We start from the raw sequence: 24,055 nt of genomic DNA, 5'->3' as shown, positions 1-24,055 counted from the left end.
GATGACCGACGCAACCGTAACCCGCTCCGCCCCCCGTGCCCGACGCCTGCCGCGGGTGAAATCCAGCGCGCTGGTGATGGGCCTCTACCTGCTCTTCCTGATGCTGCCGATCTACTGGCTGCTGAACATGAGCCTGAAGACCAACACCGAGATCCTCAACGAATTCACCCTCTGGCCGCGCGATCTGACCCTCGCCAACTACGCCACGATCCTCACCGATCCGGCGTGGTACATGGGCTACGTGAACTCGCTGATCTACGTGCTGATGAACACGGTCATCAGCCTCGCCGTCGCGCTGCCCGCCGCCTATGCCTTCTCGCGCTATCGGTTCATGGGCGACAAGCATCTGTTCTTCTGGCTGCTGACCAATCGCATGGCGCCGCCGGCGGTCTTCGCGCTGCCCTTCTTCCAGCTGTATTCCTCGGTCGGCCTCTTCGACACGCATATCGCCGTGGCGCTGGCGCATTGCCTGTTCAACGTGCCGCTCGCGGTCTGGATCCTCGAAGGGTTCATGCGCGGCGTGCCCAAGGAAATCGACGAGACGGCCTATATCGACGGCTATTCCTTCCCGAAATTCTTCGTGAAGATCTTCATGCCGCTGATCGCTTCGGGCATCGGCGTCGCGGCCTTCTTCTGCTTCATGTTCTCATGGGTCGAGCTGCTGCTGAGCCGGACGCTCACCACCGTCGACGCCAAGCCCATCGCCGCGATCATGACCCGGACCCAAGGGGCCTCGGGCATCGACTGGGGCGTGCTGGCGGCGGCAGGCATCCTCACGATCGTGCCCGGCGCGCTCGTGATCTATTTCGTCCGCAACTACATCGCCAAGGGCTTTGCCCTGGGCCGCGTCTGAGGGAGGCGACATCATGGACTGGATGGCATGGACATGGCCGACCGCGATTTTCTTCATGGTCATCGCGGCGCTCCTGATCACCTTCACGCTGCTTGCGATCCGCTTCCCCGAGACGCCGCGCACCGGCATTCTGCGGATCGAGACCACCCGCGGCGACCGGCTCTTCATCACGCTTCTGGGAAGCGCCTTCATCAATCTCGCCTGGCTCGGTCTGGTCGGCGCACATCAACCCTACGCCCTGATTGTCTGTCTGGTTTACGCGGTGGCCGTGTTTCGCTGGGTGTAGCCCGCTCCGTGGCCGGAGCACCGAGGAGGTCCGGCCGCGTCTGATTTCGTCCTCGAATTCGGTTTCAATAAATGGGAGGAGACCAATGAACCTGAGTTTGAAATCAACCACTGCCCTTGCGCTTGCGCTCGCAGTGGCGTCCGGCCCGGCCTTTGCCGGCATGGACGAGGCCCGCGCCTTTCTGGACGCGGAAATCGGCGACATGTCGTCGCTCACACGCGCGGAGCAGGAAGCGGAGATGCAATTCTTCGTCGATGCCGCCGCGCCCTATCAGGATATGGAAATCAAGGTCGTCTCCGAGACGATCACGACCCATGAATACGAGGCCCAGGTGCTCGCACCGGCCTTCACCGCCATCACCGGCATCAAGGTCACCCATGACCTGATCGGCGAAGGCGACGTCGTCGAGAAGCTCCAGACCCAGATGCAGTCCGGCGAGAACATCTACGACGGCTACATCAACGACAGTGACCTGATCGGCACCCACTGGCGCTATCAGCAGGTCCGCAACCTGACCGACTGGATCGAGGGCGAAGGCGCAGGCGTCACCCTGCCGACGCTTGACCTCGACGATTTCATCGGGCTGAGTTTCACCACCGGCCCCGATGGCAAGGTCTACCAGCTGCCGACGCAGCAATTCGCGAACCTCTACTGGTTCCGCTATGACTGGTTCAACGACGAGAAGAACAAGGCCGATTTCCAGGAGAAATACGGCTACGAGCTCGGCGTTCCGGTCAACTGGTCGGCCTATGAGGACATCGCCGAATTCTTCACCGGTCGTGACCTGAGCCACATGGGCGTCGATGGCGAAGTCTTCGGCAACATGGACTACGGCAAGAAAGACCCCTCGCTCGGCTGGCGCTACACCGATGCGTGGATGTCCATGGCCGGAATGGGCGACGTTGGCGAGCCCAACGGCCTTCCGGTTGATGAGTGGGGCATTCGTGTGAACGAAAACTCCCAGCCGACCGGGTCCTGCGTGGCACGCGGCGGCGCGACCAACGCGCCCGCGGCGGTCTATGCCGTGACCAAGGCGATCGAGTGGCTGGAGAAATACACGCCCCCCGCAGCGGCGGGCATGACCTTCTCCGAAGCAGGTCCCATCCCGGCACAGGGCAACATCGCCCAGCAGATGTTCTGGTACACCGCCTTCACCGCCGACACGGTGAAACCCGGTCTGCCGGTCATGAACGAGGATGGCACGCCGAAATGGCGCATGGCGCCCTCGCCGCATGGCGTCTACTGGAAAGAGGGCCAGAAGGTCGGCTATCAGGACGCAGGTTCCTGGACGCTGATGAAATCGACCCCGGTGGATCGCGCGCAGGCGGCCTGGCTCTATGCCCAGTTCGTCACCTCCAAGACCGTGGATGTGAAGAAGTCCCACGTGGGCCTGACCTTCATCCGCGAGAGCACGGTGCAGCATGACAGCTTCACCGAACGGGCCGACAAGCTCGGCGGTCTGGTCGAGTTCTACCGCTCGCCGGCGCGGGTGCAGTGGTCGCCGACCGGGACCAACGTGCCGGATTACCCGAAACTGGCCCAGCTCTGGTGGCAGAACATCGGCGACGCGATGTCCGGCGCCAAGACCCCGCAGGAAGCGCTCGACGCGCTTTGCGCGGATCAGGAGCGGGTTCTGGAGCGTCTCGAACGCGCCGGGGTTCAGGGCGATATCGGTCCCAAGCTCAACGACGAGATGGACGCCGAGCACTGGTTCGCCCAACCGGGTGCGCCCTATGCCAAGCTCGACAACGAAGACGAAGAGCCGAAGACCGTCAGCTATGACGAGCTGATTGCCTCCTGGCAGTAAGCCCTTCGGCACAGGGTCGGGGCCTCAGGGCCCCGACCACCCCACGCGATCCCCGGCAACTGAAGCAGTCTCGCCCGCCAAGGGGGGCTCGTCGGTCTCGATCCATGCGGACTATCTGAACCAGATGGGTGTGCCCGAGGAAGATCTGCCGCGTCCGCTCTGGCTGGGTGATCCGGTCGTTGACCTCAAGCCGATCGTTTTCGCGCTCAACAACCCAGCCTGGTGCGATCCGGGCAAGGCAGGGCTCCTGTCGGACCTGTGCGCGCCGACCGGCTCCGGTGAGCCGACGACGGTCTCGCCCGACTGATCGCGGGGCAACCGAGCCGGGGCGTCGCGCCGCTCGCCAAAACCTGCGCCCCCGGCGAGACATCGCGGGGGCCCATTGCGTTTCGCTCCTCCGCCCGATCCGCACGCGCCGGGCCACTGAAATTCTCCTCATGCGGCGCAAAAGACTTGCTTTTCCGCACAGCGTCCCGATCAATGCGGGGCGGGGCCGATGGCCCTGCATCGGGCCTCGCGGCCGGGCGCGCAGGCGCCGCACGCGGGCCGTTGGATCAACGAGGCCGAACAGGGCCAGAACGGGGACCAACCCCGGGGGACAAGAAAATGATACATTCACCTGTTCAGGTCCCGCAATTCGGGCCGGGATGTCCCGGCACCGAGGACGCTTAACCACCATGGGGAGTTTGACAGAGATGAAATCACACGCATTGGCCGCCGCCGTTGCGCTGACCGCGACGGGCCTGGCCACCGCAGGCAGCGCCGAGACGCTGCGCCTGCTCACTTGGGGCTCCTATGCGCCCGACGCGCTGATCGAGAAATTCGAGGAGATGTATCCCGATATCGAGGTCGAGGTGACCTATTCCAACAACGAGGAAATGATCGCCAAGCTGCGCGCCACCGGCGGCGCGGGGTTCGATCTCGCCCAGCCGAGCCATGACCGCATCTATGCGCCCCAGATCGAGTATGAGATCTACAAGCCGCTCGACCTGACCAAGATCAACACCGGTGCGATGTCCAAGGTCCACCTCGACGCGGTGCTGGAAAACACCACGATCGACGGCGAGGTCTATGCCGTGCCGCACCAGTGGGGCACCTCGGGGCTGATGGCCAACACCAGCCTTGCGCCGGACGTCTCGGGCTGGGGCGATCTGTGCGACAGCCAGTACGCGGGCAAGACCTCGATGCGGCTGCGGCGCACGATCCTTCTCGGCACCGCCTTCGCCATGGGCGAGGATCCTTTCGCGGCCTATGCCGATCTCGACGCCTATCAGGACCTTCTGGACCGGGTCGCCGACGAGCTGATCGAGTGCAAGGCCAACATCAAGGCCTACTGGCAGGGCGGCGACGACCTCTCGGCGATGATGCTCTCGGGCGAGATTGTGGCCTCCGAGACCTGGGATTCGACAGCTTACAAGCTCTACAATGAGAACCCTGATATCGTCTTCATCCCGCCGGAAACCGGCGCGCTGACCTGGATCGACACTTTCGTGATCCCCGCCAAGGGCCAGGCCGACGATGCCGCCTACAAGTGGATCAACTTCGTGCTCGACCCCGAGAACATCAAGATCATGTCGGCCAGCACCGGCGCGATCGCGGCGGTTCCGGGCGGGACGGAGCTTCTGCCCGAAGACAAGAGAGCGGCCGTCAGCGCGGCGTTTTCGGATGAGGATATCGAGAACCTGAAGTTCTTCGCCAACATCCCCCCGGGTGTCGAAGACATGGAAGGCAAGACGCTTGAGAAAATCAAGGCGGCGACCGGCGGCTAAGCCCCGGACCCGACCGACCGGACCGGGGGCGGCCGCGCGCCGCCCCCGACACACGAGACCAAGAATTGCAGGCCCCCATGACTGATCAGACCACCGCCGCCTTCGACCTCGATTGCGAAGGCGTGACCAAGAATTTCGGCACGTTCCGCGCGGTGGACGGGGTCAGTTTCAGCATTCCCACCGGCACGTTTTTCTCCATCCTCGGCCCCTCGGGCTGTGGCAAGACCACCCTGATGCGCATGATCGCGGGTTTTGAGGAGCCAAGCGCGGGCGACATCCGGATCAAGGGCAAATCTGTGCTTTCCGTCCCGCCCAACAAGCGCAACGTCAAGATGGTGTTCCAGCATCTTGCGCTGTTCCCGATGATGGATGTGCATGACAACATCGCCTACGGGCTGCGCTGCGCCGGTGTGCCCAAGGCTGAGATCGGCGCGCGGGTGGCCGATGTGCTGGAGCGGGTCGCCCTGCCGGACCTTGCCCGGCGCCAGATCCACCAGCTTTCCGGCGGCCAGAAACAACGCATCGCCATCGCTCGCTGCATGGCGCTCAACCCCGATGTGCTGCTCCTCGACGAGCCGCTCGGCGCGCTTGACCTCAAGCTCCGCGAGGCGATGAAGATCGAGCTGAAGCTGCTGCAACACCAGTTCGACACCACGTTCGTCTACATCACCCACGACCAGTCCGAAGCGCTGGTCATGTCCGATTACGTCGCGGTGATGAACGCCGGGCGCTTCGAGCAGATCGGCCGCCCCGAAGAGCTCTACCACGCGCCCGCCACCGCCTTCGTCGCCGGCTTCGTCGGCGATTCCAACCGCTGGTCCGGGACCGCGCGGGGCACCGAGGGCGAGACCGTTCACATCGAGACCGAGACCGGCCTCGCGCTCGGCGGCTCGCCCCGAGGCACCGCGCCGATCGCCGCCGGAACTGCGGTCGAGGTTTTCGTCCGGCCCGAATTCATCACCGTGACCCGCGCCACCGAACCCGCCCCCGAGGCGGCCAACCACCACGACGGGACCATCGACAGCGTCCTCTTCAACGGCGCCAACAGCCGCGTCCTCGTCCGGCCCCCCGCGGGCGGGCTCATCGAGGCCGACGTGACGCTTACCGGCGGGACATCGGACTTGCGCGCGGGCGATGCGGTGCGCCTGTCGTGGGACGCCGCGCAAACCATGGTCTTCGCCGCATGAGCCGCGATGCCCGCCGCCTGTCGCTGATCCTGCTCTTCGCGCCCTTCGCGCTCTGGATCCTGCTGCTCATCGCCCTGCCGCATCTCGGCATCCTCGCGCTCTCGATGCGCGAGAAGGTGGCGCCGCGCGTCTATGAATTCGGCTTCGGCAACTACGCCGAATTCATCACCGAGCCGATCTACTGGAACACGCTCCTGCGCACCGGCTCCATGTCGCTGCTGGTGACTTTCCTCGCGCTGATCATCGGCTTTCCCATCGCCTATTACATCGCCAAGATCGCCGGCAAACGCGCCCGCGGCGCGCTGTTCCTGATGTGCCTCATCCCGCTGTGGGTCTCCGATCTGATCCGCGCCTTCGGCTGGATCCTGCTGCTGCGCGAAAGCGGCGTCATCTCGCGTTCGCTGCAATGGATGGGCCTCACCCAATCGGGCATCGAATTCCTCTACAACGACGCCGCCGTGATCGTCGGGCTCGTCTACACCGTCATCCTCTTCATGATCGTGCCGCTGGTCTCGACGCTCGACGGCATGGGCGATGACATGATCGAGGCGGGCTACAACCTCGGCGGCAATTCCCTGACCGTGCTGCGCCGGATCATCGTGCCCTATGCAATGCCGGGGATCGTCGCGGGCTGCATCGTGGTCTTCATGATGACGGCCGGCAGCTACCTGACCCCGATCCTGCTGGGCGGCAAGAATTCCAGCTGGTTCACCGAGCAGATCTACAACCAGTTCATCTCGCGCTTCAACTGGGAGGGCGGCGCGGCCTTCGGCGTGCTGCTGCTGCTGTTTACCTCGGGGGTGGTCTGGATCGGGCTGCGGCTTTCGGGCCAGTCGCTCGCCAACACGGTGGCGCGGTCCTGATGGCGCGCTCGATGACATCCCCCGCCCTGTTGCTCGGCTACCGGCTTTACGTCGGGGCCTTCTTCGTCTTCCTCGCCGCCCCGCTCTTCGCCGCCGGCATCTTCGCCTTCAACGACTCGCTGTTCCCCGCCCTCCCGTGGCAGGGGTTCACGCTGGACTGGTTCTTCAACGACACCGAGCCCAAGCTCGGCATGTTCCATGACCGGCGGCTCCTCAGCGGGCTCTACTATTCCTTCGTCATCGCGCTGCTCGTCAGCCTCCTGTCGGTCTTCGTTGGCACGACCAACGCCTTCCTCTTCGTCCGGCGGGAGTTCCCCTTCAAGAACGCGCTCTACATCGTGATGATCGTCCCGCTGGTCATCCCCGGTGTGATCCTCGGCATCTCGATCCTTGTCTTCGCCAGCAACATCGCCAACGCGGTCTGGGATGCCTGGGAGGTCGAAATTTCGCTGCTGCGGCCCGGGATCGTGCTGGTTGTCCTCGGCCAGTTCTCCTTCATCGCGACGATCACATCGCTGGTGATCACCGCCCGGCTGCGCAAGTTCGACACCTCGCTGGAGGAGGCCGCGCTCAACCTCGGGGCCTCGCGCGCGCGGGTGCTCTTCACCATCACCCTGCCGTTCCTGCGCCCGGCGATGATCGCGGCGGGGATCGTGGCCTTCCTTGTCTCTTTCGAGAACTTCAACACCACGCTCTTCCTCGTCGGCTCCGAAAGCCCGCTGACGATCACCATGTATGACCGCATGGCCAAGATCGGCTCGACGCCGGTGCTCAATGCCGTCTCCTTCTTCCTCATGGTGGGCTCGGGGCTTCTCGCGCTCCTCTCGGTCGTGGCCCAGCGGCCGGGCCAGCCGGACTGACGCAGGTGCGGGGCGGCGCCGTCTCGGAAGAGTTCACCGCGGAGTTCCGCCCCCACCCCTATTGGTGGGAGGCCGTCCCGCCAGAGGAGGGCGCGCCGCCGGAGCTTCCCTCCGAGGCCGATGTCGTTGTCATCGGCTCGGGCTACACCGGGCTGCATGCGGCGCTCGTGACCGCGCGGGCAGGGCTCTCGACCGTGGTGCTGGAGGCCGAGGCGCTCGGCCATGGCTGCTCGACACGCAACGGCGGCCAGATGTCCACCAGCGTGAAACCCGGCTACGCCACACTCGCCCGCCGCTACGGGGCGGAGCTCGCCGAAGCGATCCTGCGGGAGGGGGAGGCGTCGCGCGATTTCACCGCGGCCTTCATCACGCGCGAGGGGATCGAGGCCGATTTGCGCCCCGTGGGCCGGTTTCACGGCGCGCATCATCCCCGCGCGCTCGCCCGGCTCAAACGCGACATCGCCGCACCGAACCCCGCGTTCCAGAGCGGCGCCTACATGGTCGCGCCCGGGGACATGCCCGCCGAAATCGGCAGCGCGCGGTATATCGGCGGCGCGGTCTTTCCCGGCCACTGGAGCCTCGACCCCGCGCGCTACCACGCCGGGCTCCTGCGCCTGACCCGCGCCGCCGGGGCCCAGCTCATCCCCCACACCCGCGCGACCGAGCTTGAGCGCCACCGCACCGGTTTCGAAATCCGCACCGCGCGGGGCCGCATCCGGGCGGGGAAGGTGGTCCTCGCCACCAACGGCTACTCCGGCCCGCTGTCGCCCTGGCATCGCCGCCGCGTGATCCCCATCGGTTCCTACATGATCGCGACCGAGCCGCTCGCGCCCGCGCTCATGGACCGGCTCCTGCCGACCGACCGCGTGCTCTCGGACACGCGCCGCCTCGTGACCTACTACCGCCCCGCGCCGGACCGCAGCCGCATCCTCTTCGGCGGGCGCGTTTCGCTTGCCGAAAGCGATCCGCGCGTGACCGGCCCGCGCCTCATGGCCGATTTGCGCCGCATCTTCCCCGAACTTTCGGACACCCGGATCAGCCATTCCTGGTGCGGCACGGTGGGCTTCAGCTTCGATACGCTCATGCACGCGGGCGAGGATCGGGGGCTGCTCCATGCCATGGGCTATTGCGGCTCGGGGACGGGCATGGCCGGCTATCTGGGCATGAAACTGGGGCGCCGGGCCGCGGGGCTTGAGGGCAGCGAAACCGCCTTCGCGCGCATCCCCTGCCGCAGCCGGCCGCTCTACACCGGCGCGCCGTGGTTCCTCGCGCCCTCGGTCATGGTCTACCGCATCCGCGACCGGTTCGGCTGGTAGCCCGGCTCAGGTGTAGCGCACGCCCTGCCGCGCCAATTCCGCCTGCACCGCGCCGATATCGGCCTCGGAGACCTCGCGCCCGGCCTTGATCGCAAGCGCCGCGGCCACCCCGGCTCCCTGTCCCAGAACCGCGCAACAGGACATGTTCCGCGTCGCCGCATGGGCGATCCGGTCCCCGCCGCTGGAGCGCCCCGCGACCAGCAGGTTCTTGACTTTCTTCGGCAGGATCGAGCGATAGGGCAGCTGCATGTAGCGCCCCGTGGTCGGCAGGATAAGGATCCCGTAGCCATCGATGAACTCGGGATAAATCCCGATCGAATCCTCGAAACGGCCCTGCTCGCGGACATCGCGCTCGGTCATGTCATACGCCGCGTCGATCTTGCGCGTGTCGCGGATGCCGATGGTCATCCCGAGGTTGCGCAGCCGCGCGTTTTCACAGCCGGGCATGTATTGGCGCAGCGCCTCGATCGCGTGGCCGATCTGGCGCCGCCCCTCGATCTCGCCGCGGGTGAGCGATGCCGGATCCGTCCCGTCGATCTCCTCAAGCTGGATGAGATTCATGTAGGTCAGCTCGCCGGTGTCGTGCATCGCGCCCCAGGTGCCCGCGATGGTGGTCAGATGCGCGGGGATCACCCCGTCGCGGATCGCCTGATCGAAGGGCTTCTTGATGAAGGGCGAAAACATGTCGTCCTCCTTGCCGCTGGTCTCGATCTTCCACTCGCCGCCGCCGTCCCAGTCCTTGTAGCTCTGCGGATCGTTGCGGATCCCCTCCATGAACGCCCGCTTGTCGACGCCCGCGAGGTGAAACATCACCGAGGCCGCCATCATCTTCTCGACAGGGGTCTTGTGCGTCGGCGCCCCGGCGCGATGGGCCACATCCGCGTCGCCGGTGGCATCGATCACGACCTTGCCGAGGATCGCCTCGCGCCCGGCCTTGGAATCGGTGATCACGCCGCGGATCGTATCGCCATCCATCACCGGCGCCGAGAACTGGCGGTGTAGCATCGGGTAGACGCCGGCCTCCTCTACCAGCCGGTCGGCCACGATCTTGAACCCCTCGCTATCGAGCTCATAGCTCAGCGATTGGCTCTCAGGCACCGCCGCGCCCATCTCCTTGGCGCGGTCCTCGAACTCACGCCCCAGCCCGCCGGCCTCTATGGTCTGTTCATGGCGATACCAGGCGAATCCCTCGACGCCGACCGCGGTGATGTTGCCGCCCATGCAGCCGAACCGCTCCACCAGCGCGACATCCACGCCCGCCCGCGCCGCCGCGATCGCCGCCGCGAGCCCGGCCGGGCCGGAGCCCACCACCACGACATCGGTTTCGCGAATGACATCGATCTGTCTTGCCGGTTCGGTGATCCGCGTCATGGCTCTGCCCCTTCTTGCGTTCCGCTTCGCCGCAGCTAAAGCCAGCCGCGCGGCGAAAGAAAGTCCAATCGCGCCGCCCCGCGCCAAAAAAGTCATGCGCGCGCGGAGGGCTGCCATCCGCCGCTCGGGCGGGCGCCGTATTGCGCCCTTGCACGCGGCGGTTTTCCCGCAACCTTCTGGCCAAAAGCGCCGAGCGAAAGTAAGCTCAGTTTATGAATATCGACACCGCCCCGCAGGGGCAGACCCCGCTGACAGACCCGTTCCCGCCCGTGCCCCGATGGGCGCGGCTGGATCGGGCCGAAACCGTTGAAGATGCGGCGTTTTCAAGCGGTGCGGCGCTTGCGCATCTCGGTCCCGCGCTGGCGCATCCCGGGGTTCCGGCGGAGCTGCTCCGGGCGCGTTTCGCGCTGCGGGCAGCGGAGGCGGGCGTGGGGCTCGGCGGGCGGCCGGTGCGCGCGGCGGAGCTGCGCGATACGGTGGCGTTTCTTCATGCCGGAGACAGCCCCGGCCCGGCGGGGGAGATCTACCTGGCCTGGCGCAAGGCGGTGGCTCGGGGGCCCGGAGCGGTGGCGCTTCAGCGGGCCTTGCCGGGGTTCGATGTGCCTGAACTTTCGGCGTTGTGTGACCCGGGGGAGGGTTCTCCGATCCGCCACGCGGCCGCGGTTTTGCGGGCGGTTCTGGCGGCGCACCCGCGGCAGGAGTGGGCGGCGCTGCTTCTGGCCGACGCGGCGCTCGCGCGCGGGTTGGGCTGGCCGCAGCTCCTGCCGCTGCTGTCGCTCGGGCTGCGGCGAGCGGATCTGAGGCTGGACGAGGCGGCGCAAACCCTGGCCTGCCACCGCGCGATCATTCGGCAGGTCCCCGGCGTGCTCGGCGAGGCGGGAACGCTCTTGCGCCGCGCGGCGCGGCTTGAAACCGTGGCGCCCAAGCTCCGGGCGAAGGGGGCGGGCGAGGCCGTCGCGCTCATCCTGCGGGAGGAGGCGATCAGCCCGGCCGCGCTGACCATGCTGCGCTCCGACCGGGCCGCGCGGCGGTTTTGCGACCGGCTCGTCAGCCTCGACGCGCTCCGCGAACTCACCGGGCGGGACACGTTCCGCCTCTATGGGCTCTGAGCCATGGCGCGGGATCGCGACGACGAGCCGCTGGACCGGGAGCTGGCGGAGCTGCCCCCCGAGCTGCGCTGGCGCGAGTGGATGCGGCGGATCGAGGCGGTCCTGTTCGCGAGCGCCGCGCCGGTAGGGCGCGAGGATCTGGCCCGCGTGGTCGGCCCGCAAGCGCCGGTTGATCTTCTGATCGAGGACCTTGCCGCCGAGCTGGAGGGCCGCGCCTTCGAGCTGGCGCGGGTCGGGGCCGGGTGGGTGTTGCGCACGCGGACGGCCTACGCTTCGGCGATCCGGGCGGCTCAGGCGCGCCGGGATGCCCCGCCTGAATTGCGGATGGACGATGCGGCCGTCCTCGCCGCGATCGCCTATCATCAGCCGATCACCCGCGATGAGCTGGGCGAGATTTTCGGCCGGGACATCAGCCGCGAGCTCATCGGCCGGCTGCACGACCGGGGCTTCATCGGGACGGGCCCGCGCGCGCCGCGGCGGGGCGCGCCCTACACCTATGTGACGACGGAGGCCTTCCTGCTCGCCTTCGACCTCGTCTCGTTGCAGGATCTGCCGGACGTCGAAGCCCTGCGCGATGCGGGGTTTGCCGATCCCGGCATGATGGGGCAGGGCGGGGCCTAGATCTCGATCAGCCCGGCCTTGGCGGCGCGCAGCATGAGCGTCGCGGTGCTGTTGACATCGAGCTTGCGCATCAGGCTGGAGCGATGGCTCTCGACCGTCTTGGGCGAAAGCGCGAGGTCCTCTGCGATGCGCGGGTTGGACATGCCGCGCGCGATCCGCAACAGCACTTCGCGCTCGCGCGGGGTGAGCTGAATTGCGGCGGGCTCGGGCGGCGCATCGAAGGGCGGATCGAAGACGGCTCCACCCCGGGCCACGACCGCCAACGCATCGCAGACATGGGCCGGATCGGCCCCCTTGGTCAGCAGGCCCGAGGCGCCGGCGTCGATCAGCGGCGGGGCGATGGCGGCGTCGAGCTGGCCAGTGAGGATCACCACGCGGGTCTGCGGCGACCAGCGGCGGATCTCCAGCAGCACCTCAAGCCCGGTCGCGTCCGGCATCACGTAGTCGAGCACCGCAAGATCGGGCCGATGCTTGCGCGCCAGACGGATCGCATCGACCCCGCCGGAGGCCACCGCGACCACCTCGAACCGGGCATCCCGCGCAAGCTTTTGTTGCATGCCTTCGAGCGTGAAGGCATGGTCATCGGCGATTAACACCGTCGCGCGCGCGGCAGTCTGCGGATTTTCCCCCAAAGGTCCTTGCATGGCCCGATTGTGTCTACTCTTGCTGAGCGGTCTTCTCTGGGCGCATCTTTTGGGCCAACCCGTGGCGGCGCAAGAAAATTCGCGGGGTGCGGCGGAAAATCGGCTGGTTCTGACGGGGCAGACGCTCTCCTGGCGCGAGATTGCCCCGCATGTGCGCGCGCTGCGCGATCCGGGGCGGGGGCTCGATCTCGCGGGGGCCCGTGCCGCACCGGCATTCGCGCCGCTGGAGGGCGAGAGCGCCGATTTCGGCTATACCCGCGATGTGATCTGGCTGCGCCTCGGGCTGGTGAACGGGCGCGAAACGACAGAGTGGCGGCTGGCCTTCCGCGAGAATTTCCTGCAGCTCTTCGAAGTCTGGCTGGTGCAGGAGGGCGGCGCTGTCACCCAGCTTGAGGCGCTGGACGACCGCGCGCCGTTTCGCGCCCGCGCGGTGGCCTACCCTGAACTTGTCGCCGCCTTTTCGCTTGCCCCCGGCGCGGGCGGCGAGGTCTTCGTGCGCTACTGGTCGGGCGGCTCGTCGGAGCTGTCCTGGAGCCTGATGACCGAGGCGGCCTTCGCCGACTGGGCCGCGCGCAAGACGGCGAAGAACTTCATCTACTACGGCATGCTTTTGTTGCTCATGACCGGCGCGCTGGTGGCCTTCGTCTTTACCGGCCAGCGGGTGTTCGGGGCCTACAGCCTCTATGCGCTCTTCGGGTTGCTCTTCATCATGCACGCCGATGGCAACACGTTCCGCTATCTCTGGCCCGAGGGGCCGCGGTTCAACGGGTTCGCGTCGGTGTTGCTCGGCGCCGGGATGATCATTTCGGGCGCGAATTTCGCGCGGATCTTCCTGCAGACACGGCGCTATCATCCGCGGGTCGATGTGGTGCTCATGGGGCTTGTCGCGGGGGCGTTGGGGCTTGTGCTCTCGACGGTGGTGGTCGACGCGCAGCCGGTCAAGAAACTGCTGGTGATCCTGTCGTTCGCGGCCACGCTGGCGTTCACCGGCGCGGGGCTCGTCGCGGCGCGGACGCGGTTTCGCGAGGTGCGGTTCTACGTCATCGCCTGGACCGGCGCGGTGCTGTCGAGCGGGATCATGACCATGCGCCACTGGTTCGGGATCGAGATTTCCGAGGAGCTGCAATTCGACTCGATCCGCATCGTGCTGGTGGTGGATGCGGCGCTGATGGGGCTGGCGATCGTGGATCGGTTCAACCAGCTCAAGCAGACCCGGCAGGAGGCGCTCGAACGCTCGCTCCGGCAGGCGCGCAAGTCAATCGAGCTGAGCCGGCGGATGGAGGATCTCGAACGGCAGGTCTCGCTCGCCGAGCGGCTCTCGCAGGCGCAGCGCCGGAGCATGACCGAGACGGTCCACGACCTGCGCCAGCCGCTCAACGCGCTTCGGCTCAACATCCGCAACGCCGCCGAACGGACCGAGGATCCCGCCGTCGCCGCCGAGGCCGAACGCACCGTGGCCTATCTCGAAGAGCTGGTGGCGACCGAGCTGACCCGCGCGCTTGAGGCGGGGGACGAGGGCGCGCCGGAGACGCCGACGGACCGCGCGGCACCCGCCGCGGAATTGACCCCGGTGGGCGATGTGCTGGTGTCGGTGCAGGACATGTTCGCGTCCGACGCGACCGAGAAGGGCTTGCGGCTGTCGATGGTCCCGAGCGGGCTCGCGGCCCCCGTCCCGCCACTGGCGTTGATGCGGATGCTGAGCAACCTCGTGGCCAATGCGATCCGCGCGACCGAGGCGGGCGGCGTGCTCATCGGGGTGCGCCACGCGGGCGGGGCGCGGATCGAGGTGCATGACACCGGGCCGGGCCTTGATCCGGTGCGGTTCGCCGCGGCCCGGGCGGGCGCGGCCGCCAGCGCCGCGCCGCCCGGCGAGGGGACGGGGCTCGGCCTCGCCATCGTCGCCGACCTCGCCGCGCGCCACGGATTGCGCTTCACCCATTCCCCGCGCCCGGGCGGCGGGACATGCCTGCAACTCTGGCTCTGAGGGCCCGGCCGGCGGGCGCATGGCAAATGGGGTGATCACCTGATTGCCACGTCGCGCCGCGCCCGGTTAACCTTGGGTCAACGGTCGGGCAGGAGGTCCGGGCCGCATGACCGCGCCATATTCAGGCGCAGACGTCAGGATTGGATAGATATGCGTTTTATGCCCGGGTTTTTCCCCGCCACCCTTGCCGCCACCCTTGCCATCGCGGCGCCCGCCAGAGGCGCGGTGGTCAACGGGGATTTCAGCGCCGGGCTCACCGGCTTCACCGCCGAGGCCTGCGCCTTCGTCTGCACGCTGGACCCGGCCAACTGGATCTCGATCGCAGATGCGGGCGGCAACCCCTACCTGGAGATCTCGACCGGCAGCACGCTGGAAGGCATGACCTATGCCGGGGTGACGACACCGATCACCATCAGCGCCACGGCCCGGACCTTGAGCTTCGATGCGCGGCTCATCAGCGATCTGACTGACCCGGGCTCCTCGGGGACGAGCCCCTTCGTGGATTCACTCTCGGTCTTTCTCTTCGACAGCGCGCTGAATTACACGTGGATTTTCGACATTGAAAGCAGCGGGGCAACGGTGGATCCCTTCGCCAATCCCGCCCTCTCCGGCGCCTCGCTTGCCGCCCCCGCCGATCCTCTCTTCGACTGGCACGCGGAGGTCGACCTCGGCGGGTTCATGGGCCAGGCGGTCTCGCTCGGGATCGCCGCCTTTTCCGCAAACGACGGCCGTTCGTTGCGCGGCGGCTTCGACAATTTCACCCTGACCGGCGAGCCGGCCACCGTGCCCCTGCCGGCCGGCTTACCCCTGCTTCTGGGCGCGCTCGGGCTCACCGGCCTGCTGCGCGCGCGGCTCCGAAGATAGCCCTGCTTTTCCCGGCCCTCTCAATTTTCCAAGCCACCACTTCAAGAACGACCCCATAGAAAGGTCGCCCCGACCGGACGGCCCGAGACCCTGCACATCTTGACCAAGGAGAGACCCATGACAGAGATGACCATGGACAGAAGATCTGCGTCCGATGACGCGGAAAGCGAGATCCCGCAGATCGATCCCATCGGCACGCGCGACGAGATCGAAGCGGCGGAAGACGACGCGCTCGAAGCCAAGTTCGACGAATACGCCGCCGCCGCCCCGACGCTTGCCGCAGCCCATGACGCGGCGAAGGAGGCCTATGACGACGTCTACGCCGACTACATTCGGATCTTCACCAAGCTCGAAACCCTCAATGAGATCGCCCAGTCGGCGGCGGTGATCGCGCCGGGGTTCGAGCTTCTGGAGGAGTTCTCGTTCTTTCAGTTGCAGGGCGGCGCGGCGGAAGTGGTTGCCAATGTGGCGAAATATTCGATCTATGCCGGCGGGCTGACCGCGCTTTACGGCTTCGGCAAGGCGGCCGGTGCGGCGCGCGGGGCGAGCGCGCTGGCCAAGGGCGCGCTGGCGGTGGAGAAGGCGCAATTTGCGCCCGGCGGGCCGCTGGCCAAGAACCTCAAGTCGATCAAGGCGGCGCGGAATTTCAAGATGCTCGGCGCGGCGGGGGCGCTTGTCTCCGTGGCTTCCGCCGGGGTCGGGATCTGGGCCTCCATCGAAAACGCGCGGAAACGGCGGACCTATCTGGAAGACGCGATCGAGAGCTATCAGGGCTGGTACGCCTCGACCTGCGACAGCCACGACGCGATGGTCGCGGGCACCGGGCAGATGACCGGCGAGATCACCGAGCTGATGAAGCTGCTGGGCTTTGGCACGCCCGATGAACTTGCCGCCTATCTCGGCGGTGCGGTCCAGACTGCGGGCGAGGTTCAGGGCGCGCTCCAGTCGGCGACGCGGATGCTCTGCGCCAACCCGCCGCTGTCGGCCGCGGACGTCGCGCTCTACACGGGCCTGCCCGGGCCGGTGGTCTCGCGCCGCAAGGCTCTGATCGACGCCGATCCGTCGATCTGCAGCATCTGAGGGCGGGGCTATGGGCATTTTCAAATCCATCGGCCGCTTTGCCCGGGAGAAGATCGCCCGGCCCATCGATCGCGCCGTGATCAAACCCATCGACAAGGCGGTCCTGCAGCCGCTGCGGATGGTGACGGACAAGGATGTCGCGCTGAAGGACGACCGGCGCGCGTTGCAGCAGGCCTCGGACGGCTACGAGGGCGCGCGCGTCGCGCTGGTGGCCGAGCAGGTCGCCTATGAGACCGCGCGAATCGAGTACGAGCGGATCACCGAAATTTTCCGCGATCATCCCGGTGCGGCCCCGCCGAGGCGGCTCGACATCGCCGATCCGGACTGGGACGCCGCGCCCGAAACCGGCATCGGCAAGGTCGGGCAGGCGGCCGAGGACGGGGCGCGCTTCGTGCTGAAGACCCTGACGCTCAACCTCACGGAGGCGGCGTGGAACGTGCGCGACGTCCCCGCCGAGCGGAAATATCTGGAGCGGGAGACCCGGTGCGCGCAGGATGCGACGCGGCGGCTCCGGGCGGCGGGCGGAACGCTATCCCGCGCCCGCCAGGCTCTGGAGCGCGAGACCGCCGCCGCGCGCCAGCGGCTTGCGGCGCTCGGGGCCGAGGCCAGCGCCTCCGATCTGCGGGTCGCCCAAGCCTCCGACGCGGCGCGCCTGCGGATCGTGGCGCGGCTTCTGACCGAGGGCCATGACGCCGCCGCAATCGCGCGGATCACCGGCTTCACCCCCGCCCTCATCGCCCGCGCCGCGGCGCCGCAGGAGGCCCCGCCGCACAAGACCGGCAAGCTGGGAGAACCCGCATGACCTTCGATTTTTCCGAGACGATCTTTTTCGAGCCGGGCAAGACCCGCGAGCTCACCGCCGCCATCGACGCGCAGCGCGAGGAGTTGCTCACGCTGCGCGACAGGTTCGACGCCAGGGGCCGGGAGCTTTCGGCCATCATCGCCGATCTCAAACTGATGGAGGAAAAGACGCGCTTCTTTGCCGAGATGGTGGAAAAGACGACCGGCGTCTTTGCTCCGCCCCTGCCCGGCGATGGCGAAAAGGCGCTCGCGACGATCAACCGCTACGTACTCGGGCCCGCCGATCAGATGGGCATGCTGCTGGGGCTGATGGGCATGCCCTTCGTGCTCGACCTGACGTTTGCCGGCGGGCGCTATCTCAATATCGCCAAGGAGGGCGGCAAGGTCGCGCGGATGATGAAATCGACCAAGTATCTCAAGGTGATGAAGGTCGCCAAGGCCTCGCTCTACCTCGCGGCGGCGGTGGAGCTCACCGGCTACATCATCAAGCTCGCCTCGGCCAGGGAGATCAACGATCAGCTCCGCCCCGAGCTCGACAAGCTGCGCGACACCGTGGCCAAGGCCAGGCGCGACTACGCCATGCTGGTTGCCGCGACACAGGAGGCCGGTGCGCAGCGCGATGCGATGCTGGCGGAAGCGGGCGTCGCCACGCCGGAGGCCTATGTCGGTGCGATCAACCAGGGGCTCGCCGATCTCGGCCGGCGCAAAGCGCAGTTCGACACCGCGCGGCGGATGCTGCGCCATGACATGCCACCCGAGCTGATCCTGACCATGATCGAGGGACTCACGGCCGAAGCGCTGGAGCAGATCCGGCTGCGTCTTGCGGCGGAGGTGCGGCTGGCGGCGGGGGCGGGCACGGGCGATGTGGCGGCGAAGCTCGGGCTTGCGCCGGAACAGGCCGAGATGATCGCCCGGACAGTGGACGCGCGCGATGCGTTGATCCGGGGAGGCTCGGAGGAGGATATCATCGGCGCGACCGGCCTCGGCCCCGGCGCGCTCGACGATCTCGATGACGCGCTGGACGAGGCGCTCCCCGCGCTTTGGGCGCAGATCGAGGGCGCGGGGCCGCTGGAGCCCATCGCCGAGATGCTCATCCTGCGCGTCACCGCCTTGGAGGACCTGCGCCGCGAGCTGACGGCCAAGAGCATGATCGCGCGCGGCAGCGGCACGGGCGAGATCGGCGAGACCCTTGGCCTGCCCCGCGAGGTGGTCGTGGGCTGGGCCAGCGCGCTGCCGCTGGCGCGCGAGGAGGCGCATCAGAGCCGGGCGGAGGGCCTCTCCGATGCCGCCACGCTCGCCGCCGCCACCCGGCTTCCGCTCGCGCTGGTCGCGGCATGAGCCCGGCGCGGCGGATCGCGGTCCGGCTCGGGATCGGGGCGGCGCTCCTCGGCGGCGCGGCCTACGGGCTCGCCGGGGTGATGCTCTCGATCAACCCTGATCCGCCGCCCGGGGCCGCGCCCGAGGCCCGCGCCGTCGAGGTCGCCGAATCGCGCGTGTTCGTGCCGCTCGACCTGCCGCTCGCGCTCATTGAAAACACGGTGCTTGACGCGGTGGGCGCAGCCCCGGTGGCCGAGGGCAGCTCGGCCGGGATCGTCCGCAAGAGCGTTGCGGGGCTGCTCAGGCTTCCCGGGCTCGGCGCGCCGCTCGAAGAGGAATGCCGCCCGGTGCGCGTGGTCGAGACGATCACCGAAAAGCTGAACTGCGGCAGCATCCTCAAGGAGCCGAAACGGTTTTTCGAGATCATCGGGCAGTGCTCCTGGCGCACGCTCAACAAGGTCGTGTCCGTCTCGCGGCAGGTGGTTCACGAGACGCTGGAATGCACGCCGTTGGGCGATGTGGCGGCGGCGGTCACGCCGGTGCCCGAACTGCGCTACCGTGTCTTTCTGCGCGGGCTTTCGATGCGTATGGTCGGGCCGCGCGTGGCGGTGACGGCGCGGCTCGACGCCCATCTCGCGCTTGGGATTCAGGGCGATCTTTTGGGCAAGGCCCTGCCGCTGGATCGTCATGGTTGCACCCTGCCGGTGACCGTCCGGGCCGAGGCCGATGTCGCGCTGAGCGTGGCCGGGCGGGCGCTTCGGATCCTGCCAGAGCTGGGCGCGCTCGATCTTGCGCTCGACCGGGGCGGCTGCGCCATCCCGATGCTTGAGCATGTTGATTTGCGCGGGCTTGGGGATTTGCTCGATGCGTCGGTGGGCGCGGCGCTGCGCGACAAGATGCGCGCCGCGTTTCAGGGCGCGCTGGATGAGCAGAGCGCCGCGCCCATAGCCGCGGAGCAGGTAACCGCCGCGCTCGATCTGGCCGATACCCTCCTGCGTGCGCCGCAGCGGCTGCACCCCGACCACCCGGTCTGGCTGCGCCTGCGCCCGGTCGCGTTTCAGGCCTCGCCAGAGGTCGGGCAGGGGGCGGCGGGGCCGCATATGCTGCGCGTCTCTGGCGGGCTGCGGGCGGCGCCCGAGTTGCACTACGGCGGGCCGGGGCCCGACAGCGCGGCGCAGGCGCCGATCCCGGTGCGCATGGTCGCGGCGCCGAAAATCGGGTTTCGGGTCACACCGGTGGCCCACGTGCCGCTGGACGCGCTGGAGCGGGAGGGCACAAGGCTCGTCCGCGCCTATCTCGCCGAGGCGGCCCCGTCCTTGCGCATCCGCGAGCTTGGCCTGCGCGCCTACCAGAGCCACGACCGCATCGTGCTCGGGCTGGAGGCCGCGGGCGTGAGCTGGCTCAACCTGCGGGCGCGCGCCTATCTCACCGCGCGCCCGAGCCTTGATCCGCAGACTGGCGAGATCGCGCTTCGCGACATCAAGTTCGATGCGGGCAGCAGCTCCGAGCTGCTCAACCGCGCCGCCTGGTTCACTGAAGGGCCGCTGGAGCACCTTTTGGAAACCCGGCTGCGCGTTGCGCCCGACGCGCAGTTCCGCCAGATCCTCGACAGCTTCCGCGACTACAGGTTTGAGACCGAGTTCGGCACGCTGCGCCTTTCGCTCACGGAGCTCGCCACGGAGGCGTTCTGGATCGACGACAACACCCTGAAACTGGCGGTGCGCAGCAGCGGGGACGCGATGCTGAGCACGGGGATAACGCGGCTCGCGGTCGAATGACGGCGCGCGTTCAGAGCCCGATCGGCGGTTGCGATTTGGTCAGATCGTCGAGCGCGCGGAGTTGTCCGATGAGGGTGCCCATCTTTTCGACCGGGATCATGTTCGGCCCGTCGGAGGGGGCATTGTCCGGGTCCTGGTGGGTTTCGATGAAAAGCGCCGAAACCCCGACCGCCACCGCCGCGCGCGCCAGCACCGGCGCGAACTCGCGCTGGCCGCCGCTGGTCGTCCCCTGACCGCCGGGCTGCTGGACAGAGTGGGTCGCGTCGAAGACCACCGGGTAGCCCGTCCGCGCCATGATCGGCAGGCCGCGAAAGTCGCTCACCAAGGTGTTGTAGCCAAAGGACGTCCCCCGATCACAAAGCAGGATCGACTCGTTGCCGGTCGAGGCCACCTTGGCGGCGACATTCTCCATATCCCACGGCGCGAGGAACTGGCCCTTCTTGATGTTGATCGCGCAACCGGTCCGCCCGGCGGCGAGCAGCAGATCCGTCTGGCGGCAGAGGAAGGCGGGGATCTGGATCACGTCGACCACCTCGCCCGCCGGGCCGCATTGCGCCGCGTCATGCACATCCGTCAGGATCGGCACGCCAAACTCGTCGCGGATCTTGGACAGGATCGTGAGCCCCTCGTCCATCCCCAGCCCGCGCTCGGTGGTGATCGAGGAACGGTTGGCCTTGTCGTAGCTTGCCTTGAAGATGAAGCGCGTGCCGGTGGGTGCGCAGGCCTCGGCGATGGTCTCGGCCATCATCCGCGCGTGGTCGAGCGATTCAAGCTGGCAGGGGCCGGTGATGAGGCTGAACGGGGCGGTGCCGCCGATCTCGATATCGCGGATGGTGACGGTCTTGGTCATGGGCTGTCTCGGGGCCTCTCTCAGGTCTGCTGCGCGCGCAGGGCGGCTTCGATCCGGCCCACGTCGTGAGGGTTGTTGAGCTCCCAGAAGACGCGGCCCCGGGCCGAGACCTCGACGCATCGGACCGGGATGCCGGCGTGCAGGAAGCGGAGTTGTTCGAGCCCTTCAAGCTCTTCGAGCTGGCACGGCCCGGCGGCGACATAGGCGCGCAGGGCCTCGGGCCGGTAGGCATAGACGCCGACGTGGTGAAACACAGGGACCGGGTCGGGCAGCTTGCCCGGATCGATGAAGGGAATGACTTCCTTGGAGAAATAGAGCGCGCGGCCCGCGGCATCGGCGACGACAGTGGTGCCGCCGACGCGCCCGTTGCGGCGATCCTCGATGAAGGCGGAATAGGCCGTCCGGTCGCAGCGCAGGATCGGCGTCGCCATCGCAAGCCCGGGCTCTGCCGCCATTGCCGCCACAAGTTCCTCGACGAACCACGGCGGGGTGAGCGGGGCGTCGCCCTGAAAATTCACCACAAGATCGGGAGCCGGGCCGGGCAGGCGGGCCAGCGCATCGGCGCAGCGCACCGTGCCGTTCTCGCACGCGGGATCGGTCATGATGACCTCGCCGCCGAAGGCCTCGGTCGCCTCGGCGATGCGCGTATCGTCGGTCGCGACATACACCGCGTCGATACCCTTTACCGCGCGGGCCGCCTCCCAGCTCATGCGGATGAGCGATTTCGCGCGCCCGTCGGGCTGTCTGAGCATCGCGAGTGGCTTGCCGGGATAGCGGCTGGAGGCGTAGCGGGCGGGGATGAGAATGACGGTGCGCATGGGTCAGATCATGCGCGCGGCGCAGCAGTTTGCACAGGGGGGTCGTGTGGCTTTGCGCGGTGCGTTGCAGGTTGTGTCGAACATGGCCGCCCTCCGCCGGGTCGGTCTTGCCCGGCTGCTGTGATCTGGTCGTGGTGATGGTGCAAATCCGCCGGGGGCGCAAGGTCAAGGCGGTGGCGCGGGCGGCGGTCGATTGACCTTGCCCGGCACCCCGGCCCATGATCGCGCCATGAACAGCGCCACATATCGCACCGAGCCGAAGGATCCCGCCGGGCCGGATCTGACGGTCGCGGTGTCGACCCTTGCCGCGGATGCGGGGCAACTGCGCCTGCCGCTGCCGCACCCGAGGCTGCGCTATCTCGTGCTGGTGCAGGGCGGGGCTTTTGGGGCGGACAACTTCGGGGCCGGCCGGTCCGATCTTGAGGTGGTCGCGCTCGACAGTTTCGGGCTCTCGCGGAGCCGCAATGCCGCGATGCTGCGCGCGCAGACGCCGTTCCTCGTCTTCAGCGATGCCGATATCGTGCTGGATGTGGCGGGGCTACTCGCGCTCGCCGATGCGTTGCGCGCGGCGCCCGAGCTCGATTTCGTCGCCGGGTGGCGCGAGGACCGGCTGGCCGCCGCGCGCCCGTCGCGCCGCCGGCCCCACGCCCTGAGCCGGCGCACCGCCGGGCGCGTCTGCGCCCCGGAGCTGATGCTGCGGCTTGAGGCCGTCCGGCGGCAGGGGCTCGGCTTCGATCCCGAGTTCGGCCTCGGTGCGCGCCATCCGCTGGGCGAGGAATACGTGTTCATCGCCGATGCGCTGGCCGCCGGGCTGAGGGGGCGCTCTCTGCCGGTGGTCGCGGGCCGCCATCCCGGCGAGAGCACGGGCCACCGCGCGCCGAGCCCGGCGCTCTGGGGCGCGCGTCAGGCTGTCCTGCGCCGGGTGTTCGGCCCTCTGGCGCCTCTGATCCGTCCGCTTTATGCATGGCGGATGCGCCGGCAGATGCGCCCGGGGGTGGGCGCGCTCCTGCTGGACATGGGCCGGTTTGCCCTCGGGGGCAGGCCGGGCTTGCGCAAAGAAGACTAGGGGGCCCGCATGGGGGAACGGTGGAAGTGGTTATTGGGGCGCTCTGAAAACGAGGCGCCGGCCCCGGCCGCATCTTTGGTCGATCGTCATGTGATGCTGCTCCCGGCACAGGGGCTCGCCTATCTTCGCGTCCCCAAGGCGGCGAATTCATCGATCCGCACGCGGCTGGCGGCAAGCTACAACCTGCCCATGCCCGAAGGGATCGTCCCCAACAAGGACAGGTTCTGGGCGGAACAGGATCCGTCCCTCGTGCGCAGCATGACGCTGGCAGAATTCCAGGCCCTGCCCGAGCGGCCGCGGATCTGGGCATTTTCCTTTGTGCGCCATCCGGCGATGCGGCTTTATTCGTGCTGGAACAACAAGCTGGTGGAAAACGGCGGGTCGCTCTCGCGCGCTTTCGTGGCGATGGGTGTCGAGCGGGGCATGGACTTTCATGCCTTCGCCGAATGCGTCGCGGCGCATGAAGACGCCGATTGCGACCTTCACGTCCGTTCGCAGGTGTCGGTCCTCGTTCACGACGGGATCGTGGTGCCCGATTTTGTCGGCAAGGTGGAGACGACGCAGCGCGATTGGGCGCATGTGCGTTATGAATCGCGGATGCGGTTCGGGGCCGATATCGGCGCCCTGCCGTCAAAGAACATGCGCCTGGAGGTCGGGCTCAAGCCCGCCGATGTGATGAGCGCCGCGACCCATAAGGTGATCCGCGAACGCTATGCCGAGGATTACGCGCGGTTCTATCCCCGGTCGTGATACCGGTCTGGCCTCCGCGGGCGCGGTGGCGCCCCGGTCCCTGCTGCGGACGCTCTGCGCC

The 24,055-nt window shown here is 67.8% G+C and carries 24 protein-coding genes; 20 read left to right on the top strand and 4 right to left on the bottom strand.

What is annotated here, in order from left to right; translation table 11 throughout:
* Position 1: 1 nt before the first annotated feature.
* From BM353_RS13395 to BM353_RS13355, 9 genes are all read left to right on the top strand, one after another.
* Complete coding sequence (locus BM353_RS13395; RefSeq protein ID WP_092081729.1) at positions 2–853, top strand: carbohydrate ABC transporter permease; 852 nt, start codon at positions 2–4, stop codon at positions 851–853.
* Between the two features lie 13 nt (positions 854–866).
* The gene (locus BM353_RS13390; RefSeq protein WP_092081727.1) at positions 867–1,139 is read left to right on the top strand and encodes a DUF2160 domain-containing protein; all 273 of its coding nucleotides are present in this window, start codon (positions 867–869) and stop codon (positions 1,137–1,139) included.
* Between the two features lie 85 nt (positions 1,140–1,224).
* Complete coding sequence (locus tag BM353_RS13385) at positions 1,225–2,946, top strand: ABC transporter substrate-binding protein (RefSeq protein ID WP_092081725.1); 1,722 nt, start codon at positions 1,225–1,227, stop codon at positions 2,944–2,946.
* A 124-nt stretch (positions 2,947–3,070) separates the two neighbouring features.
* Positions 3,071–3,253, top strand: coding sequence for a hypothetical protein (locus BM353_RS13380; RefSeq protein ID WP_092081723.1), 183 nt, complete (start codon positions 3,071–3,073; stop codon positions 3,251–3,253).
* Between the two features lie 388 nt (positions 3,254–3,641).
* Entirely contained in the window at positions 3,642–4,715 is a 1,074-nt protein-coding gene (locus tag BM353_RS13375) for an extracellular solute-binding protein (RefSeq protein WP_092081721.1), read from the top strand.
* Positions 4,716–4,792: 77 nt separating this feature from the next.
* The gene (locus tag BM353_RS13370) at positions 4,793–5,902 is read left to right on the top strand and encodes an ABC transporter ATP-binding protein (protein WP_092081719.1); all 1,110 of its coding nucleotides are present in this window, start codon (positions 4,793–4,795) and stop codon (positions 5,900–5,902) included.
* Positions 5,899–6,765 carry an ABC transporter permease gene (locus BM353_RS13365; protein ID WP_092081717.1) on the top strand — a complete coding sequence of 289 codons (867 nt, stop codon included), beginning with the start codon at positions 5,899–5,901 and terminating at the stop codon, positions 6,763–6,765. The genes BM353_RS13370 and BM353_RS13365 overlap by 4 nt, the downstream gene beginning before the upstream one ends.
* 11 nt (positions 6,766–6,776) lie before the next feature.
* Positions 6,777–7,625, top strand: a complete 849-nt coding sequence (locus BM353_RS13360; protein ID WP_092081755.1) for an ABC transporter permease — start codon at positions 6,777–6,779, stop codon at positions 7,623–7,625.
* Between the two features lie 5 nt (positions 7,626–7,630).
* Positions 7,631–8,941: an NAD(P)/FAD-dependent oxidoreductase gene (locus BM353_RS13355; RefSeq protein WP_092081715.1), complete on the top strand. Its 1,311-nt coding sequence runs from the start codon at positions 7,631–7,633 to the stop codon at positions 8,939–8,941.
* A gap of 6 nt (positions 8,942–8,947) precedes the next feature.
* Here BM353_RS13355 and BM353_RS13350 read toward each other — a convergent pair whose 3' ends face one another.
* Positions 8,948–10,312, bottom strand: coding sequence for an FAD-dependent oxidoreductase (locus BM353_RS13350; RefSeq protein WP_092081713.1), 1,365 nt, complete (start codon positions 10,310–10,312; stop codon positions 8,948–8,950).
* 212 nt (positions 10,313–10,524) lie between these two features.
* Here BM353_RS13350 and BM353_RS13345 point away from each other — a divergent pair, with 212 nt between their 5' ends.
* Together BM353_RS13345 and scpB are read left to right on the top strand one after the other, a co-directional pair.
* The gene (locus BM353_RS13345) at positions 10,525–11,421 is read left to right on the top strand and encodes a DUF1403 family protein (protein WP_092081711.1); all 897 of its coding nucleotides are present in this window, start codon (positions 10,525–10,527) and stop codon (positions 11,419–11,421) included.
* A gap of 3 nt (positions 11,422–11,424) precedes the next feature.
* The gene (gene scpB, locus BM353_RS13340; RefSeq protein ID WP_092081709.1) at positions 11,425–12,042 is read left to right on the top strand and encodes an SMC-Scp complex subunit ScpB; all 618 of its coding nucleotides are present in this window, start codon (positions 11,425–11,427) and stop codon (positions 12,040–12,042) included.
* Here the strand turns inward: scpB and BM353_RS16675 are convergent.
* Positions 12,039–12,638 (bottom strand): response regulator, encoded by a 600-nt coding sequence (locus BM353_RS16675; RefSeq protein WP_177220556.1) that lies wholly within the window; start codon positions 12,636–12,638, stop codon positions 12,039–12,041. The two genes, scpB and BM353_RS16675, sit on opposite strands and share 4 nt — an antisense overlap.
* A gap of 109 nt (positions 12,639–12,747) precedes the next feature.
* Here BM353_RS16675 and BM353_RS13330 point away from each other — a divergent pair, with 109 nt between their 5' ends.
* The 6 genes from BM353_RS13330 (at position 12,748) to BM353_RS13305 (ending at position 20,510) form a co-directional block, all read left to right on the top strand.
* Positions 12,748–14,670: a sensor histidine kinase gene (locus BM353_RS13330; protein ID WP_218155485.1), complete on the top strand. Its 1,923-nt coding sequence runs from the start codon at positions 12,748–12,750 to the stop codon at positions 14,668–14,670.
* Between the two features lie 150 nt (positions 14,671–14,820).
* Positions 14,821–15,534 carry a hypothetical protein gene (locus tag BM353_RS13325; RefSeq protein WP_143104165.1) on the top strand — a complete coding sequence of 238 codons (714 nt, stop codon included), beginning with the start codon at positions 14,821–14,823 and terminating at the stop codon, positions 15,532–15,534.
* 117 nt (positions 15,535–15,651) lie between these two features.
* The gene (locus BM353_RS13320; protein ID WP_092081703.1) at positions 15,652–16,614 is read left to right on the top strand and encodes a hypothetical protein; all 963 of its coding nucleotides are present in this window, start codon (positions 15,652–15,654) and stop codon (positions 16,612–16,614) included.
* Between the two features lie 10 nt (positions 16,615–16,624).
* The gene (locus BM353_RS13315; protein ID WP_092081701.1) at positions 16,625–17,416 is read left to right on the top strand and encodes a hypothetical protein; all 792 of its coding nucleotides are present in this window, start codon (positions 16,625–16,627) and stop codon (positions 17,414–17,416) included.
* Positions 17,413–18,753 carry a hypothetical protein gene (locus BM353_RS13310; protein WP_092081700.1) on the top strand — a complete coding sequence of 447 codons (1,341 nt, stop codon included), beginning with the start codon at positions 17,413–17,415 and terminating at the stop codon, positions 18,751–18,753. The genes BM353_RS13315 and BM353_RS13310 overlap by 4 nt, the downstream gene beginning before the upstream one ends.
* Entirely contained in the window at positions 18,750–20,510 is a 1,761-nt protein-coding gene (locus BM353_RS13305) for a DUF4403 family protein (protein WP_092081698.1), read from the top strand. The genes BM353_RS13310 and BM353_RS13305 overlap by 4 nt, the downstream gene beginning before the upstream one ends.
* A gap of 10 nt (positions 20,511–20,520) precedes the next feature.
* Here BM353_RS13305 and kdsA read toward each other — a convergent pair whose 3' ends face one another.
* Complete coding sequence (gene kdsA, locus BM353_RS13300) at positions 20,521–21,360, bottom strand: 3-deoxy-8-phosphooctulonate synthase (RefSeq protein WP_092081696.1); 840 nt, start codon at positions 21,358–21,360, stop codon at positions 20,521–20,523.
* 20 nt (positions 21,361–21,380) lie between these two features.
* Complete coding sequence (locus tag BM353_RS13295) at positions 21,381–22,178, bottom strand: 3-deoxy-manno-octulosonate cytidylyltransferase (RefSeq protein WP_092081694.1); 798 nt, start codon at positions 22,176–22,178, stop codon at positions 21,381–21,383.
* Here BM353_RS13295 and BM353_RS17175 point away from each other — a divergent pair.
* The 3 genes from BM353_RS17175 to BM353_RS13285 all read left to right on the top strand — a co-directional run bounded on the left by BM353_RS17175 (position 22,177) and on the right by BM353_RS13285 (position 23,994).
* Positions 22,177–22,302, top strand: coding sequence for a hypothetical protein (locus BM353_RS17175; RefSeq protein ID WP_281248125.1), 126 nt, complete (start codon positions 22,177–22,179; stop codon positions 22,300–22,302). The two genes, BM353_RS13295 and BM353_RS17175, sit on opposite strands and share 2 nt — an antisense overlap.
* A gap of 105 nt (positions 22,303–22,407) precedes the next feature.
* Positions 22,408–23,244: a glycosyltransferase family A protein gene (locus BM353_RS13290; RefSeq protein WP_143104164.1), complete on the top strand. Its 837-nt coding sequence runs from the start codon at positions 22,408–22,410 to the stop codon at positions 23,242–23,244.
* 93 nt (positions 23,245–23,337) lie between these two features.
* Positions 23,338–23,994 (top strand): sulfotransferase family 2 domain-containing protein, encoded by a 657-nt coding sequence (locus BM353_RS13285; protein ID WP_177220554.1) that lies wholly within the window; start codon positions 23,338–23,340, stop codon positions 23,992–23,994.
* Positions 23,995–24,055 lie beyond the last annotated feature (61 nt).

The sequence above is a fragment of the Poseidonocella sedimentorum genome (assembly GCF_900116005.1).
In the GTDB taxonomy this organism is placed as follows: domain Bacteria; phylum Pseudomonadota; class Alphaproteobacteria; order Rhodobacterales; family Rhodobacteraceae; genus Poseidonocella; species Poseidonocella sedimentorum.
The sequence above is the reverse complement of the archived record's forward strand: the minus strand, read 5'-3'. Positions and strand labels throughout refer to the sequence as shown.